This is a genomic window from Rhodococcus sp. ACPA4 (assembly GCF_002300185.1).
Taxonomy (GTDB): domain Bacteria; phylum Actinomycetota; class Actinomycetes; order Mycobacteriales; family Mycobacteriaceae; genus Rhodococcus_F; species Rhodococcus_F globerula.
In genome coordinates this window covers 3294804-3309612 of record NZ_NSDY01000001.1, presented here as the reverse complement: position 1 = coordinate 3309612, position 14809 = coordinate 3294804, and the positions used below count along the sequence as shown (strand labels likewise).

The 14809-nt window shown below is 62.2% G+C and carries 12 protein-coding genes and 1 pseudogene; 8 read left to right on the top strand and 5 right to left on the bottom strand.

Annotation, left to right across the window (positions count from 1 at the left end; translation table 11 throughout):
• The first annotated feature begins 69 nt into the window (after nt 1-69).
• On the top strand, nt 70-1242 hold the full coding sequence (locus CJ178_RS14845) for an acyl-CoA dehydrogenase family protein (protein ID WP_033231743.1): 1173 nt from the start codon (nt 70-72) through the stop codon (nt 1240-1242).
• Complete coding sequence (locus CJ178_RS14840; protein ID WP_033231742.1) at nt 1239-2387, top strand: CaiB/BaiF CoA transferase family protein; 1149 nt, start codon at nt 1239-1241, stop codon at nt 2385-2387. The genes CJ178_RS14845 and CJ178_RS14840 overlap by 4 nt, the downstream gene beginning before the upstream one ends.
• On the opposite strand, the gene CJ178_RS14835 is transcribed toward CJ178_RS14840, so the two are convergent.
• Nucleotides 2356-3354: an NADP-dependent oxidoreductase gene (locus tag CJ178_RS14835; protein ID WP_095887028.1), complete on the bottom strand. Its 999-nt coding sequence runs from the start codon at nt 3352-3354 to the stop codon at nt 2356-2358. The two genes, CJ178_RS14840 and CJ178_RS14835, sit on opposite strands and share 32 nt — an antisense overlap.
• A gap of 112 nt (nt 3355-3466) precedes the next feature.
• On the opposite strand from CJ178_RS14835, the gene CJ178_RS14830 reads away from it, so the two are divergent.
• The gene (locus CJ178_RS14830; RefSeq protein WP_045066682.1) at nt 3467-4369 is read left to right on the top strand and encodes an alpha/beta fold hydrolase; all 903 of its coding nucleotides are present in this window, start codon (nt 3467-3469) and stop codon (nt 4367-4369) included.
• Here CJ178_RS14830 and CJ178_RS14825 read toward each other — a convergent pair.
• Nucleotides 4366-4962 carry a phosphoribosylanthranilate isomerase gene (locus CJ178_RS14825; RefSeq protein ID WP_045064679.1) on the bottom strand — a complete coding sequence of 199 codons (597 nt, stop codon included), beginning with the start codon at nt 4960-4962 and terminating at the stop codon, nt 4366-4368. The two genes, CJ178_RS14830 and CJ178_RS14825, sit on opposite strands and share 4 nt — an antisense overlap.
• 109 nt (nt 4963-5071) lie before the next feature.
• Here CJ178_RS14825 and CJ178_RS14820 point away from each other — a divergent pair, with 109 nt between their 5' ends.
• Together CJ178_RS14820 and CJ178_RS14815 are read left to right on the top strand one after the other, a co-directional pair.
• Nucleotides 5072-6373: an alpha/beta hydrolase gene (locus tag CJ178_RS14820; protein WP_095887027.1), complete on the top strand. Its 1302-nt coding sequence runs from the start codon at nt 5072-5074 to the stop codon at nt 6371-6373.
• Nucleotides 6374-6476: 103 nt separating this feature from the next.
• Nucleotides 6477-7706 (top strand): acyl-CoA dehydrogenase family protein, encoded by a 1230-nt coding sequence (locus CJ178_RS14815; RefSeq protein WP_095887026.1) that lies wholly within the window; start codon nt 6477-6479, stop codon nt 7704-7706.
• On the opposite strand, the gene CJ178_RS14810 is transcribed toward CJ178_RS14815, so the two are convergent.
• The 3 genes from CJ178_RS14810 to CJ178_RS14800 all read right to left on the bottom strand — a co-directional run bounded on the left by CJ178_RS14810 (nt 7703) and on the right by CJ178_RS14800 (nt 10868).
• Complete coding sequence (locus CJ178_RS14810) at nt 7703-8494, bottom strand: alpha/beta fold hydrolase (protein ID WP_095887025.1); 792 nt, start codon at nt 8492-8494, stop codon at nt 7703-7705. The two genes, CJ178_RS14815 and CJ178_RS14810, sit on opposite strands and share 4 nt — an antisense overlap.
• A 30-nt stretch (nt 8495-8524) precedes the next feature.
• The gene (locus CJ178_RS14805) at nt 8525-10132 is read right to left on the bottom strand and encodes an ABC-F family ATP-binding cassette domain-containing protein (protein WP_095887024.1); all 1608 of its coding nucleotides are present in this window, start codon (nt 10130-10132) and stop codon (nt 8525-8527) included.
• A 181-nt stretch (nt 10133-10313) separates the two neighbouring features.
• Entirely contained in the window at nt 10314-10868 is a 555-nt protein-coding gene (locus tag CJ178_RS14800; protein ID WP_033231734.1) for a hypothetical protein, read from the bottom strand.
• Between the two features lie 86 nt (nt 10869-10954).
• Between CJ178_RS14800 and CJ178_RS14795 the strand changes: the two genes are divergently transcribed.
• The 3 genes and pseudogenes from CJ178_RS14795 to CJ178_RS33280 form a co-directional block, all read left to right on the top strand.
• On the top strand, nt 10955-12760 hold the full coding sequence (locus tag CJ178_RS14795; protein WP_095887023.1) for a penicillin-binding transpeptidase domain-containing protein: 1806 nt from the start codon (nt 10955-10957) through the stop codon (nt 12758-12760).
• Nucleotides 12761-12867: 107 nt separating this feature from the next.
• A complete protein-coding gene (locus CJ178_RS14790; protein ID WP_095887022.1) occupies nt 12868-14547 on the top strand; it encodes an NTF2-like N-terminal transpeptidase domain-containing protein in 1680 nt (559 codons plus the stop codon).
• Between the two features lie 81 nt (nt 14548-14628).
• Nucleotides 14629-14805 (top strand): annotated as a pseudogene (locus CJ178_RS33280) (LLM class F420-dependent oxidoreductase); the annotation flags it as partial.
• Between the last annotated feature and the right edge of the window lie 4 nt (nt 14806-14809).

Sequence of the window (14809 nt, the reverse complement as noted above, 5' to 3'; positions counted from 1 at the left end):
TGATGCAAACGATTGCACAATCGTTCTCGCATACCTGATGAATCCCGTACGTACATCCTTGGAGGCAACGTGAACACGCCGCAGTCCCTGTCCGAACTGTTTTCCATCGACACGCTGCTCGACGCCGAGGAAATCGCGATCCGCGACACGGTGCGCGCGATGGTCGACAGCCGTATCCGCCCGAACATCGGTCAGTGGTTCGAGGACGCGGCACTGCCGGTGCGCGAGTTGGCTCAGGAACTCGGATCGTTGGGTGTGCTGGGAATGCACCTCGAGGGATATGGCTGCGCCGGAACGAGTGCAACCGCCTACGGTCTGGCGTGCCAAGAACTCGAAGCCGTCGATTCAGGTATCCGCAGTCTGGTTTCCGTTCAGGGTTCGCTGGCGATGTTCGCGATTCACCACAATGGCAGCGAAGAGCAAAAGGAAGAGTGGCTTCCGCGGATGGCGGCGGGCACGGCCCTCGGCTGCTTCGGTCTCACGGAACCCGACTTCGGTTCCAATCCCGGCGGTATGCGCACCAACGCCAAGCGCGACGGTGACGACTGGATTCTGAACGGCACCAAGATGTGGATCACCAACGGATCCGTCGCTGACGTCGCCGTGGTCTGGGCGCGAACCGAGGACGGTGTGCGCGGATTTGTAGTTCCGACAAACACTCCCGGGTTCTCGGCCCCCGAAATCAAGAACAAGATGTCGCTGCGTGCGTCCGTTACCTCCGAACTCGTGCTCGAGGATGTACGACTGCCCGCGTCTGCGATGCTGCCCAAGGCCCGCGGACTGTCCGGGCCGCTCGGGTGCCTCAACGAGGCCAGGTTCGGCATCATCTTCGGCGCGATGGGCGCTGCCCGCGACTGCCTCGAAACTGCAATTGCCTACGCCCGCGATCGACAGGTTTTCGACAAGTCACTGGCGGCTTACCAGCTCACGCAGGCCAAGATCGCCGACATGGCAGTCGAATTGGGTAAGGGGCAGTTGCTCGCGATTCATCTCGGACGCCTCAAGGATGCCGGCACAGTACGTCCCGAGCAGGTCAGTACCGGCAAACTGAACAACGTGCGTGAAGCCATCAAGATTGCCCGACAGTGCCGAACGATCCTGGGCGCCAACGGCATCACCTTGGAGTATCCGGTCATCCGTCACGCCAACAATCTCGAATCCGTGCTCACGTACGAAGGCACCTCCGAGGTTCACCAGTTGGTGATCGGCCGGGCACTGACGGGTGAGGAAGCATTCCGGTGACAACGCCTGGCGCACTGGACGGACTGGTGATCGCCGACTTCGGCCGGGTACTCGCCGGACCGTACGCCACCATGATCCTGGCGGATCTCGGCGCCGAGGTGATCAAGATCGAGCGTCCCGGTGTTGGTGACGACACCCGCAGTTGGGGTCCACCGTGGGTGGGTGAGGAGTCGAGTTACTTTCTCTCCGTGAACCGCAACAAGAAGTCGGTAACCTTGGACTTGCGCGACGCTCAGGACCTGGAAGTTGCACAGGACCTGGTGCGCACGGCGGATGTTGTGGTGCAGAACTTCCTTCCCGGGACCATGGACCGGCTCGGATTGGGTTACGACGCTGCGCGAGAGATGAATCCGTCGATCGTGTACTGCTCGATCAGCGGATTCGGTGGAAACAACTCACTACCGGGATACGATTTGTTGATTCAGGCCGTCGGCGGGTTGATGAGCATCACCGGGCCGGACCCGCGCTCGCCTACCAAGGTCGGTGTTGCGGTGGTGGACGTCATCACCGGACTGCATGCCAGTGTCGGAATCCTTGCCGCGCTGCGTCATCGGGACCGGACGGGTGAAGGTCAACACGTCGAGGTCAATCTGTTGTCCTCCTTGCTGTCGGCACTGGTCAATCAGTCGTCCGGCTACGTCGCTGCCGGGGTGGTTCCGCAGGCGATGGGTAACCGTCACCCCAGTATCGCGCCCTACGCACTGTTCGACACGGCTGATCGGCAGCTCGTCTTGGCGGTGGGAAACGATCGTCAATTCGCTTCTCTGGTAGACGTTCTGGGAAGGCCTTCACTGGCGACCGACGCACGTTTTATGACCAACCGTGAGCGGGTTGCGCATCGCGAGGAACTGTTCGACGCGTTGACACTCGCGTTGGCGTCTCACACCGCCGACTACTGGTTCGAGAGATTGACGGCGCGCGGTGTTCCGTGCGGTCCACTCAACAACATTGCCGACGCGATGGCGCTGGCCGAACGCCTGAACCTCGATCCGGTTGCCACTATCGATGATCCGCGCCGTGCGGCACCGATCCGGCAGGTGGCCAATCCGATTCGGCTCAGCGCCACTCCGGCCACCTACCGCACCGCGCCGCCGCGCCTGGGGGAGGATTCGGCTACACCCGCAGAACCAGCTTTCCCGTGTTAGCCCCTGCGAAGAGGAGATTGAGGCTGTCACCAAACGCATCGATGCCACCGTCGACGATGTGTTCGCGAGCCGTCAACTGACCGCTCTTGATCCACTTCCCGATCTGTTCCTGGGCTTCGGAGTACCGATCGAGATAATCGAAAACCACGAATCCGGCCATGGTTGCCCGGTTTACGAGAAGCGACAGATAGTGCGACGGGCCCGGCTGCGGCTCGGTGGCGTTGTAGCCGGCAATGGCGCCGCAGATGACAACGCGAGCGCCCAGACGCAGGCGGGAGAGTGCGGCGTCGAGGATTTCACCGCCGACGTTGTCGAAGTACACGTCGATTCCGTCGGGCGCCGCAGCGCGTAGGGCCTTGTAGACGGATTCGTTCTTGTAGTCGATCGAGACGTCGAATCCGAGTTCGTCGGTGAGCCAGGCGCACTTCTCGGGGCCACCGGCGATGCCGATCACCTTGCAGCCGTGGATCTTTGCTATCTGGCCGACGAGACTGCCAACGGCACCAGCGGCGCCGGAAACGACCACGGTGTCGCCGTCTTTCAGCTTTCCGACCTCGAGGAGGCCGAAATAGGCTGTCACACCCGGGAATCCGAGTGCGCCGAGCCAAGTGGGCATGGGTGCGATCGATTCGTCGACCCGCGTGACGTCGGTACCGTCGGAGAGCCCGTACTCGGCTGCGCCGAAAGCTCCGGCGACAACATCTCCGACCTTGAACTCGGGATGCTGAGTTTGCGTGACGTGGCCGACGCCGTGAGCGCGCATGACGGAACCGAGTTTCACCGGCGGAACGTACGACTTGACGTCGTTGAGCCAACCACGCATAGCGGGGTCGAGCGAGAGGTATTCGACCTTGACGACAAACTCGCCCGGCCCGGCAACGGGGATGTCGGAATCGACGTATTCCCAGGTGGAAGCGTCGGGGAGTCCCGTCGGTCGGGCGGCGAGGCGTACTTGGCGGTTCGGCATGTGTCCCTCTCGGTTGAACAATTGAACTTGAGGCCGGATTCAATATAGGCGATGTTGTGGTTACAGGGGAAGGGCTCCGAAGGGATCGAGACGGGTGGGTTATGTTCAGGAAATGAGCAACACGAGCGTCGAAGAGGCGCAGCAGGCGCCGGAGTGGTTCACGAAGGCGTTGTCGACGCCCGCCGAAACAGGCTCGGTTGATGTCGAGGGTGTAGCCGTACGATTCCGCGCCTGGGGGCCCGTCGGGCCGGGAATCGTGCTGGTTCACGGCGGCGCCGCCCACAGTCGGTGGTGGGATCACATCGGCCCGCAGCTGGCTGCCGATCGCAGAGTTGTCGCACTCGACCTGACCGGGCACGGAGACAGCGGCACCCGGGAGAGTTACGGACTGGCGATGTGGGCGCGCGAGATCGTCGAGGCTGCGCGAGCCGGCGGGATCGAGGGAAAGCCGATCCTTGTTGGGCACAGCATGGGCGGGATCATCTCGTTCGTGGCCGCGGACCTGAACGGCGACGAACTGGGTGGTGTCGTCATCATCGATTCGCCGGTGCGGGCATTGACCCCGGAAGAAGAAGCCAGCCGAAAAGAAAACGCCTTCGGTCCGAAGAAGGTTTATCCGACTCGTGAGGACGCGAAGGCGCGCTTCCGCTTTGTTCCGGCACAGGACACCGGATTACCGTGCATTCGAGACCACGTTGCCGAGACCTCGATGGAAGCCGTCGACGGTGGTTGGTCGTGGAAGTTCGATCCGAGAGTGTTTGTGCGCGAGGGTACGGGCAACGTCACCGATCACCGTCCACGTTGCCGCACAGCATATTTCCGAGCGGAGAACGGAATTGTCTCCGAGGAACTGATGGCCGACATCCGAATCCTGTTGGGACCGGAATCCATCGTCGCGGAGATTCCCGAGGCCGGCCACCATGTGATGATCGATCAGCCACTTCCGTTGGTAACCGGAGTGCGGACCGTGCTCGGTGCGTGGGCTGCGGCCGACAGATCGACAGCTCCGATCTAGGCCCGCGCGGCTGCTACGAATCTCTCGATCAACGCGTGGTCTTTGACCCCGCGCGAGGACTCGACGCCACTGGACACGTCGACACCCCAGGCTCCAGTGGCGTCCAGCGCGGCACGGACGTTGTCGGGGCCGAGACCGCCGGCCAGAATCCACTGGCCGGCGGGCCTGGACTGCTGCTGCGCCCAATCCCAGGCCACTCCGGAACCGGCGTCGGCTCCGTCGATGAGGAGTTCGTCCTCGCCCAGGTCGAGGCTGTAGCCGTCGCGAACCCGGCCGGAGACGACGGCACGAATCACCGTGAGACCCGCGTCGTGTAGTTGCTTCACCTGCTCGGATGACTCGAGATCATGGACCTGGACATACTTCAGCCGCGTGGACTTGGCGATCTCGAGGATCTGGTCGAGCGGGTTACCGAGAAACACGCCGACAGCTCTGATGGTGTCGGGAACTCGGGCAATGAGGTCGGCGGCAAGCTCGGTGTCGACTTTGCGGACGCTCTCGGCAAAGACAAAACCAATGGCATCGACGCCGAGTCGGACGGCGAGGTCGACGGTATCGGCGTCGCGGAGGCCACAGATCTTGATGAAAGTCACCTGCTTCAGGGTACTAGCCGTACCCGAGAACCCCTCGATCGTGGCGAACCCTCGATTACGGCTCTAGGCTTTCGACGGACAGGCGTAGCGGCATTACGAGAGGCGACACGTGGACTGGCTCTACCGGACGAGTGTGATCTCTGGACCCGTGCCTGTGGTCCTGACGATTCTGGGCGTACTCGGCGGAGTGTGGTTGCTCAGCGGGAAGCCTCGGTGGTTCTACCGCTACGCGATCTCGGTGTGCGGTGTTGCGGCGCTGGTGATCATGGTGGCGGCGTGGATTCTGGTGGAGAAGGTGATCGTGCCTTTCCCCGATCCGATTGCGATGTCGATCTACGTGTGGATCGGTTTTGCCGTGTACGGGCTGTTGCTTCTCGGCCCGCGCATCAAGGCCGGGGGCAGTATCGCTAGCGCAGTGCTGTCCGTGGTGGCAGCGCTGCTGATGGTGCTTACGGCCGCGGTACAGATCAACCTCGAGTTCTCCGCATATCCGACCGTGGGAATTGTGTTGGGCCACGACGATTTCGACCGGATCGAGCTCGCGGACGTACCCGGTCCGACCGATCCTGTTATCAGCGGTGATCCCACGGATTCGGTCTGGAAAGCCCCGGAAGACATGCCGAATCGTGGCCGGGTGACGACTCTGCCTGTCCCCGGCGCGATTTCGGGATTCACCGCGCGCGATGCCGAGGTGTATCTGCCACCGTCGTACTTCACGAATCCTCGTCCGCTGCTTCCGGTTCTGGTCCTGATGGCCGGGCAACCCGGAAGCCCGCAGGACTGGCTGCAAGGCGGGAAGATCGCCGCCACAATGGAATCCTTCGCCCGCGAGCATTCCGGGCTGTCGCCGATCGTCGTGATGGCGGACGCCACCGGGACGCAGTTCGCCAATCCTTTGTGCACCGACTCGCCGGCAGGAAATGTGGCGACGTATCTCGCCAAGGATCTGCCCGCGGCAGTCACCTCGGCATTCCAGGTCGATACCGATCCCAAAGCCTGGGCCATCGGCGGACTCTCGTACGGCGGGACATGCTCGCTCCAGATGGCGACCAATTTCCCGGAAATCTACCCGACGTTCCTGGACTTCTCCGGGCAGGTCGAGCCGTCGCTCGGCGATCGGCAAAGGACAGTCGATCAGATCTTCGGCGGCAACGAGGCCGCGTTCGAGAAGGTCAATCCGATGGACATCATGGCGAACCGGAAGTTCCCCGATTCTGCCGGCATCGTGGTGGTCGGAACCGACGACAACGACTTCAAATCCGGGCAGCAGAAGATCTACGACGCGGCCAAGGCGGCGGGAATGAACGTCAAGTATCTGGAACTGCCCGGAGCCCACAGTTTTGTCGTGTGGTCGGCCGCCATGAAGCAGGAATTGGAGTGGCTATCGCAGCGGATGGGACTGATCGGCTGAGTTTCATCCACTCAGTTCTACCCCACCAATTGGAACGTGTTCTATATTCGGAGTGAGGCTGCTTTTCCGGCAGCCAACCGTTCAGCGAGTGGAGTGCACGCACATGTACGAGTGGTCCGACACCGACCTGATGTTCCGCGACGCCTTGCGGGGCTTTATCGACAAGGAGGTGCGGCCTCACGTCGACGAACTCGAAAGCGGAGCGCTCCCGCCCTTCGACATCATCCGCAAGCTGTACTCGACATTCGGTTTGGCCGACATGGCACGCGAGGGCCTCGAGAAATCATTTGCCCGTGAGCGCGGAGACGCACCAGCCGGTGACGGTGAGAAGGGCAGCGCCTTCAGCGGGGCCGGGAGCATGGGCGTCGTGCTCAACAGTGAACTGGCCGGCGTAAGCCTCGGCCTGGTCGCGTCGCTTGGCGTCAGCCTCGGGCTCGCGGCCGGAACGATCCGCAGCCGCGGCACCCTCGCTCAGAAGGAACGTTGGCTGCCCGGACTGGTCACCTTCGAGACCGTCGGCGCCTGGGCGATCACCGAACCCGACTCGGGATCCGACGCTTTCGGCGGCATGAAATCCTACGTTCGCCGCGATGGCGACGACTACATCCTCAACGGCAACAAGACGTTCATCACCAACGGACCGTACGCCGACGTCACCATCGTCTACGCCAAACTCGACGAAGGTGACGCCTCCGTCGACCGCCGCGACCGTAAGGTGCTCGCGTTCATCCTCGACAAGGGCATGGAAGGGTTCACCCAGAGCCCGCCCTTCAAGAAGATGGGCATGAACTCCTCACCCACCGGCGAGCTGTTCTTCGACAACGTCCGCATCACCAAGGACCGCCTGCTCGGCGAAACGGAAGACAGCGGAAAATCCGACGGAAAGTCCAGTGCCAAGGAAAGCTTTGCCGCCGAACGCATCGGCATCGCATCCCTGTCCCTCGGAATCATCAACGAATGCCACCGGCTCTGCATCGACTACGCGAAGTCCCGCAAACTGTGGGGCCGCGAAATCGGACAGTTCCAGCTCATCCAACTCAAGCTCGCCGAGATGGAAGTGGCTCGAATCAATGTGCAGAACATGGTCTTCAACGCGATCGAGCGAACCGCAGCAGGCGACAAGGTGACCCTGGCGGAGGCGTCGGCGATGAAGCTGTACTCCTCGCGCGCGGCAACCGAAGTTGCCATGGAGGCCGTCCAGTTGTTCGGCGGAAACGGCTACATGGCCGAGTATCGCGTCGAGCAGTTGGCTCGCGACGCGAAGTCGCTCATGATCTACGCCGGCAGCAACGAAATCCAGGTAACGCACATCGCGAAGGGACTGCTCGGCTAGTGCCGGCGCAGAAACGGAATCAACGACGCTAGAACGGCGTCAGAGGCCACGACGGCGCTGGCGTGGTCGGTGCCGTCGATGACAGTCAACGAACAATCCGGAATCAGGGATGCGGCGTGCTCGGTATCGGGCCGCCGCTCCCGGTCTTTGGACCCGACGAACATCAATGTCGGAGTGATCATCTCGCGAAGCACGGTGTCGTCGATACCTGGTTCGACGTCGGACCGTCGCATGTACGCGGCGAGAGCGAGCGGATCGTTCCGACGAAACGCCGCCGCAGTCTGCGGATCAACCGGCCTGCCGCGCCTAGCGCCCCATCCGTCGAGAAAGCCTTCGATCCCACCGTGCTCGAGGGCGTCGACGCAGCCTGGGAAGAACAGTGCGTCGAACGCGCCTGTCATGGGCCGGCTGCTCCCACCGCCGACGGTCAACGACCGCACCCGTTCGGAGTGCTCGATTGCCAACGACAGTGTGGCGCGCCCGCCGAACGAATACCCCAGGACGTGGGCGGGTTCGAACGGCGACTCGGTGTCGAGGATCTCGAGGAGATCGCCGACCACCAGATCCATCGCGTACGAATCGGGCGTGTGCGGCTTCTCGCTGCGACCGTGCCCGCGCATGTCGACCAGGATCATCCGGTACCGATCCTGCAGGGCTTTGACATAACCGAAGCCGCGCCAGATCGAATGTGACAGAGCACTGCCGTGAACCATCAGCAGGGGGATGCCCGTCCCCACAACCTGATACGCGATCCGGGTACCGTCAACGGGGTTTCTCGCGTCCTGCATCACCGATCCATTATGGACGTGTGAATGGCGTCATTGCCATTCGGGATCGATTTCCTGAATTCCGTTCTCGTCCATCCTGATCCATCGGGTGATGTTGATCTCCCGCAGAAACGGCAGATCGTGACTGACAACAACGAGTGCACCCCGGAAATCGTGAAGCGCTTGCGTGAGATGGGCAAGGCTGGGGAGATCCAGATTGTTGGTCGGCTCGTCCAGGATCAGGAGTTTGGGTGCGGGCTGCGCGAGGAGGATGGTCGCCAGCGCTGCCCGGAGACGTTCGCCGCCGGACAGGGCGGAGGCTGTCACGTCGGAATCTGTTCCACGAAAAAGGAATCGAGCCAGTTGGCCACGAATTTCCTCGCTGGTTGCGTGTGGCGCCGCCAGTGCAACGTTGTCCGCAACCGACAGATTTTCGTCGAACACGTCTAACCGCTGACGCAGTGCGCGGCAGGGAACAAATGGCTTTTTCTCCACCAGGGCGTCGAGAAGGGTTGTCTTCCCAATTCCGTTGGGCCCCACAATCGCGATCCGTTCGGGACCGGTGACATGCAGCGACACAATCTGGCCGCTGCGCAGCACGACATCCTCGAGCGTCACTACCTGCTGGCCCGGATGTACCTGTGTATCAGGAAGATCCAATCGTATTTCGCGATCGTCGCGAAGCAGCTTCTCCGCATCGGCAAGAGCGGACTTCGCGTCGTCGACCTTGCCGATATGGTTGACCGACAGTTTTCCCGCTGAAACTTCGGCTTTTCGCTTGCGGGTCTGCGCCAGGATCGGCGGTAGCCGCTTCTCGTCTTGAATCTTCTGGCCGTATCGCTTGCGCCGATCCAGTTTGGTTCGCGCCTCGATCAATTCGCGGTTCTGCTTTGCCAGATCGGTTTTGGCGTCGCGAACCGCAGCCAAGGCGTTTTCCTGTTCCGCCGTTGTCGCCTCCTGGTACAGCGAGTAGTTGCCGCCGAATGTCCGAAGATTTCCGCGACGCAGTTCCACGGTGGATTCCATGCTGTTCAACAACTCCCGGTCGTGGCTCACCACCACGACGGTGCCGGGGAACTGTTGGACAGCGGCATGAACCCGGGCGCGTGCCATCCGGTCCAGATTGTTGGTCGGTTCGTCCAGTAGCAGTACCTGCGGATTTTTCAACAGGGTCGCGGTGAGGCCGAGGAGCACCGTCTCGCCGCCGGACAGTGTGCCGACGGTGCGTCCCAAGGCTTCGATGTCGGGTACAACGCGTTCGAGCCCAAGGCGGTGCAGCGTCGAAATCGCACGTTCCTCGATGTCCCAGTTGCCTTCGGCCACAGCGAAGTCTTTCTCTGTGCCCTCACCGGATTCTATGCGGTGCAAGGCAATACGTAGATCGCCGATCTCCAGGATGTCGTCGACTCGAACATTCGGGTCGAGGGTGATGTCCTGGCGCAGATAGCCGATCTCGCCGGAAGCGTGGACGGAACCGGCATCGGGTGTCAATCGACCGGCGATCAGGCGCAACAGCGTGGACTTCCCGGATCCGTTCAATCCCACCAGACCGATTCGGCCGCTGGGGAACACAAAGCTCAGACCGGAGAAGACAGGCTCGCCGTCGGGCCAGGTGAACGTGAGGTCGGACAGAGACAGAGAGGAATGAGAGTGGGTCATGTGAACTCCAGAGGGTGCGGGGACCACCCGGCTCAGCCGCAACTGATGGGTGTGGATGCCTTCGCGTAATGAACCTCTAGATGAGCAACGGCCCGTTTCCTGTTCGTCGGGGATGATTCGACGTCGACGCTACTCGATGACCGTTGACATAGGCAATCGAATTAACGTGTGATGTGCATCGTCAGATCTTCGGTCCCTCCGTCCTCAGATCGTCGACCTTCTTCATCGCGTCCCGCAGTTCCGCGAGCCACTGTTCGCTGTGCTGACCGGCCAGGCGGACAGTCCACTTGAGTGCGTCGGCCCGCGACCTGGCAACACCCGCATCCACCAACGTGTCGAGTACCTTGCGCTCGGGTTGACGCAATCGCGTCATCACCGGCACCGCGAGATGTGTGAACAGGACCGTCTTTTCGTCGAGTTTCACCCCCCATGCCACCTTCCGGCCGTATCGGGCCTCGGCCTCGTCGGCGATGCGCATGCGATCGGCGCGCGTGGTTTCACGGAAGCGTGAGATACGACCTTCCGCTGCCGCAGACCCACCCTCGACGGGTGGTAGTTCCCCGATGACAACGATCTCCTCGCGGTCCACCTGGACGTCGGCCGGGCCGGTGAACCAGGTGTCGGGGAGCCTGCCGGCAAACCAGTCGCCTGCATCACCCGCGTCGGGAACCGATGCTTGTTGCCAACCTCCGGGGCGTCCGAATCCGCGCTCGCCGGGGCCGTGTGAGTTCTTCATGACGTTCTCCTGAAAGTCGTCGGGAGCATTTATTGCTCTGATTACATGATTACACCGATATTCCGGCGTTCGCCACAATTTCGGGCATGATCGAGAAGGTGCGCCCATCGAGAGTTGATATTCGCCACCCGTTGATCCGAAGAATCACCGTGTTCACGGTGATGGGAGTAGCCGCCGCGAGCAGTATCGTCGCGTGCAGTAGTGGCCCTGACCAGCCGCGATCAGTGGCTGAGCAGTTCGCAACTGCCCTCACCGACGACGATGTGTCGGCGGCGGCAAACCTCACTACCGATCCCGCGGCGGCTTCCACCGCGATCACCGCCATGATCGACGGACTGGGGAAGGACGAGGGAACGTTCACGGTTTCCGAAGCCGAACAATCCGGCGATGACGCCGGCACCTTCACTCTCGATGCGGCCTGGAACTTCGGAGAAGGCCAGGACTGGACGTACTCGACACACGGGAACGCATCGGCCAGTGGTGATCAGTGGTTGATCGAGTGGGATCCGGCATTGCTCGCACCGGATCTGAGGGCGTCGACCACCCTGCGGTACACACCCACTACCGGTGCACCGCCGTCGGTTCTCGATTCGGCCGGGCAGCCCGTCATGGAGCAACAGGTGGTGACACTGGTCAATCTCGAGCCCACAGTTGATGCCGCTGCCGTGGCGGCGCTCATCTCCCCGATTGCCCCGACAATCACGGCGGATTCGTTACGCAGTGACCTCGCCGCGGCTGCCGGAAAACCGATCACTGCCATCACGCTTCGTGCGGAAGATCTTGCGCCCATTGAAGATCGGTTGGCTTCCCTGCCCGGAGTGACGCTTGCGCCACAGGCCCGGTTGCTGTCCGTCGACAAGGCTTTGACCTCGCCGACCTTCACCGGACTGAGCGACCTGTGGCAGGAAGGGCAGGACAAATCCGCCGGCTGGGCGGTGCAGATGGTGAAGGAGAACGGGTCGGCGACCACTATCGCCGGACAGGACGGCCCGGTTGCGCCGAATATCGCGACAACAATCGACCGCAACCTTCAACTGGGCGCGGAGAACGCACTCGCCGGGGTGACACAGCCTGCGGTGATCGTGGCGCTGCAACCGTCGTCCGGCGCTGTTCTGGCCGTGGCCCAGAACTCGGCCGCCGATGCTCAGGGGCCGATCGCGCTCACAGGTCTGTATCCGCCCGGTTCGACATTCAAAACCGTGACAACGTCGGCGGCACTGCAAGCCGGGGTGGCGACCCCCGACACAATTCTGCCGTGTCCTGGCACCGAGAACGTCGAGGGACGACAGATCCCCAACGACGACGAATTCGATCTCGGCTCGGTGCCCCTGCACACCGCATTCGCGCATTCGTGCAACACGACGATGGCGCGCCTAGCCGTTGGTCTGCCTGCGGACGCACTGCACAATGCGGGACTGCAATTCGGATTGGGCGTCGACTACGTCACTCCCGGCCTGACGACGGTGACCGGAAACGTACCGGACGCGAACACTCCGGCCGAACGCGTCGAATCGGCGATCGGGCAGGGAACTGTCACTGCCACGCCGTTCGGGATGGCGTTGGTCGCGGCGTCGATCGCACACGGTGAAACGCCGACCCCGATGCTCGTGAAAGGGCAGCCAGGGGTTGCCGATCAGACCGCGGCGCCCACTCCCGCGGTGGTGACCGAACAGTTGCGGACCATGATGCGTGAGACCGTCACCGGTGGTACTGCGACGACTCTCGCAGATATCGACGGACTGCTGGGCAAGACCGGAACAGCCGAAGTTGACGGCGGTCCAGCGCATGGATGGTTTGTCGGAATCAAGGGAGATCTGGCGTTTGTGGTTTTTATCGCCGGGGCAGACAGCTCCGCTCCTGCAGTGCAGGTCGCGGGCACTTTTCTGCGGTGAAACCTGTTTTCGATTGCAGTTCGATGACACCGCCGTGGCTCAACCGTGACACGTTCGTAGGCATCCCGTGCTTGTTACGGCTGTGACAGAAGTGAAGAGTTGCACCAATGGGGCCCGGAGCACAGAAAAGCAGCCGTGGAAAATACGTCATTGCTTCGATAGCTGCTGTTGTCATGACAGTGGCACTCGCGTCGTGCGTCGTCGGGGGAGAAGAGGAAACTGACGCCGCGACGGTCGTCGAAGACTTTGTCACCGCACTCAACAATCACGACGTGGACGCGGCCGCAAACCTCACGTCGTACCCCAATGCCGCACGCGCATCCATCTCGCAGATGTTCGACGGATTGGAAGCACGTTCCACCGACTTCGACGTCGCCCAGGTCATCGACCTCGGTAGTGACTCCGGATTCTTCACTCTCGACGCGGCCTGGAACTTCGGCGAAGGCAAGGACTGGACATACCAGTCACAAGGTGAGGTCCGAGACCTCTCCGTCGGTTGGCGAGTGTCCTGGGATCCGTCAGTCATCGTCCCCGGCCTCGGCAGCGGACGCACCGTCGACTACACCCGGACCGACGCCGCCCCGCCCAAGGTGGTCGATGCAGGCGGGACTCTGCTCATGAACGAGCAGACCATCAATGCCATCACTCTCGACCCGGCATCCATGCCCGATCCAGTCGACTCGACGCGCCGGCTCGCGAAAGTCATCGAACCCGTCGCTCCGCTGGTGACCAGCGAATCGATGCTCGCTGATCTCGCGGCGCACCCGGGGCAGTCGATTACAGCAGTTCTCCTGCGCGACCCCGACTATCTGTACCTCGAAAGCGACTTCGCCATTCCCGGAGTTGTTGTCGTGAAGACGCCCAAGCTCATTGCGTCGGATCGCCGGATCAATTCGCCGCTCCTGGACCCGTTGCGTACCGCGTGGCAGGCAAACCGCGACGCCACCGCAGGTTGGGCGGTCAATCTTGTCGACCAAAACGGAGCAGCAGTCAAACAAGCCGGTTTCCAGGGACCTTCAGGACCCGACGTTGCCGCGACCATGGACTCGCACACACAACTCGCGGCAATCGAAGCTGTGGTGAGTGCCGGAACGCCCGCGGCGATAGTCGCGATCCGACCCTCGGACGGCGCGATTCTTGCTGCTGCACAGAACAATCAGGCCATCGAGCAGGGGCCGATCGCCTTCACCGGGCTTCGTCCGGCAGGCGGCGCGCTGGACCTCGTGCGGTTGGCTTCGTCGATGCAGAACGGCGTCGAGCCGCGTGCCGTGTCCGGCGAACAGCTGGCCGACACGGCGCGGCAACTCGGTCTGGGCAACGGATTCCACATCCCCAGCCTCGAGCAGCAGACGGCCACGTTTGCGTCGGATGGTTCCGGCGGAAACGAGTCGGTGAACAATATCGTGGCTAATCGGACATCCTCCGGTGCCGGTGAACCTCAGGTCACGCCATTCGGTATGGCTATGCTCGCGGCGTCCATTGCCCGCGGCAGTGCGCCGACGCCGATGATGGTGTTCGGTCAGCCCGCGACCGCCGATACCGCGGCGTCAGCGCTGCCGGAGGACGTGACCAACCGACTCCGTGATTCCATGCGCGGCGCGGGCGGCTTGGTCGGATACCCGGATCTGATCGCTGCCGGTGCGGCAAGTGGTGACGATCGCTGGTTCTTCGGATCACGTGGTGACCTGGCCTTTGCGGTCTTCGTCGCTGATGCCGACGGCAATGATCGGGCACAGCAGATGACGGAGAAGTTGTTCCAGGAGTTGGCAAAGCCTGCCGACAAATAAATGAGAGCGTGACTTTCAAATATGTAATCGCTATTCTCATCTCTGGAAGAGTATCTGCCAGAGAGGGCGCACTCGGTGACAATGCGATTCATCTACCACTACCCGGAAATAAGCGGTCTGGACGGAGACGTCCTCGATCCAGGGCCGTTGCGGGACGTGGCCGTTGCCGCTGAGCTGGCGGGATTCGACACGCTGTCTCTCAGCGAACACCCGATACCCGGCGCAAAATGGCTGGCCTCCGGCGGGCACCAGACGCTCGATC

Bases quoted from the DNA above. Each gene is read 5' to 3' on its own strand.
- CJ178_RS14835 (WP_095887028.1), bottom strand. From the start codon at position 3,354: ATGCCGAACCGCCAAGTACGCCTCGCCGCCCGACCGACGGGACTCCCC.
- CJ178_RS14830 (WP_045066682.1), top strand. From the start codon at position 3,467: ATGAGCAACACGAGCGTCGAAGAGGCGCAGCAGGCGCCGGAGTGGTTC.
- CJ178_RS14815 (WP_095887026.1), top strand. From the start codon at position 6,477: ATGTACGAGTGGTCCGACACCGACCTGATGTTCCGCGACGCCTTGCGG.
- CJ178_RS14810 (WP_095887025.1), bottom strand. From the start codon at position 8,494: ATGCAGGACGCGAGAAACCCCGTTGACGGTACCCGGATCGCGTATCAG.
- CJ178_RS14805 (WP_095887024.1), bottom strand. From the start codon at position 10,132: ATGACCCACTCTCATTCCTCTCTGTCTCTGTCCGACCTCACGTTCACC.
- CJ178_RS14800 (WP_033231734.1), bottom strand. From the start codon at position 10,868: ATGAAGAACTCACACGGCCCCGGCGAGCGCGGATTCGGACGCCCCGGA.
- CJ178_RS14795 (WP_095887023.1), top strand. From the start codon at position 10,955: ATGATCGAGAAGGTGCGCCCATCGAGAGTTGATATTCGCCACCCGTTG.
- CJ178_RS14790 (WP_095887022.1), top strand. From the start codon at position 12,868: ATGGGGCCCGGAGCACAGAAAAGCAGCCGTGGAAAATACGTCATTGCT.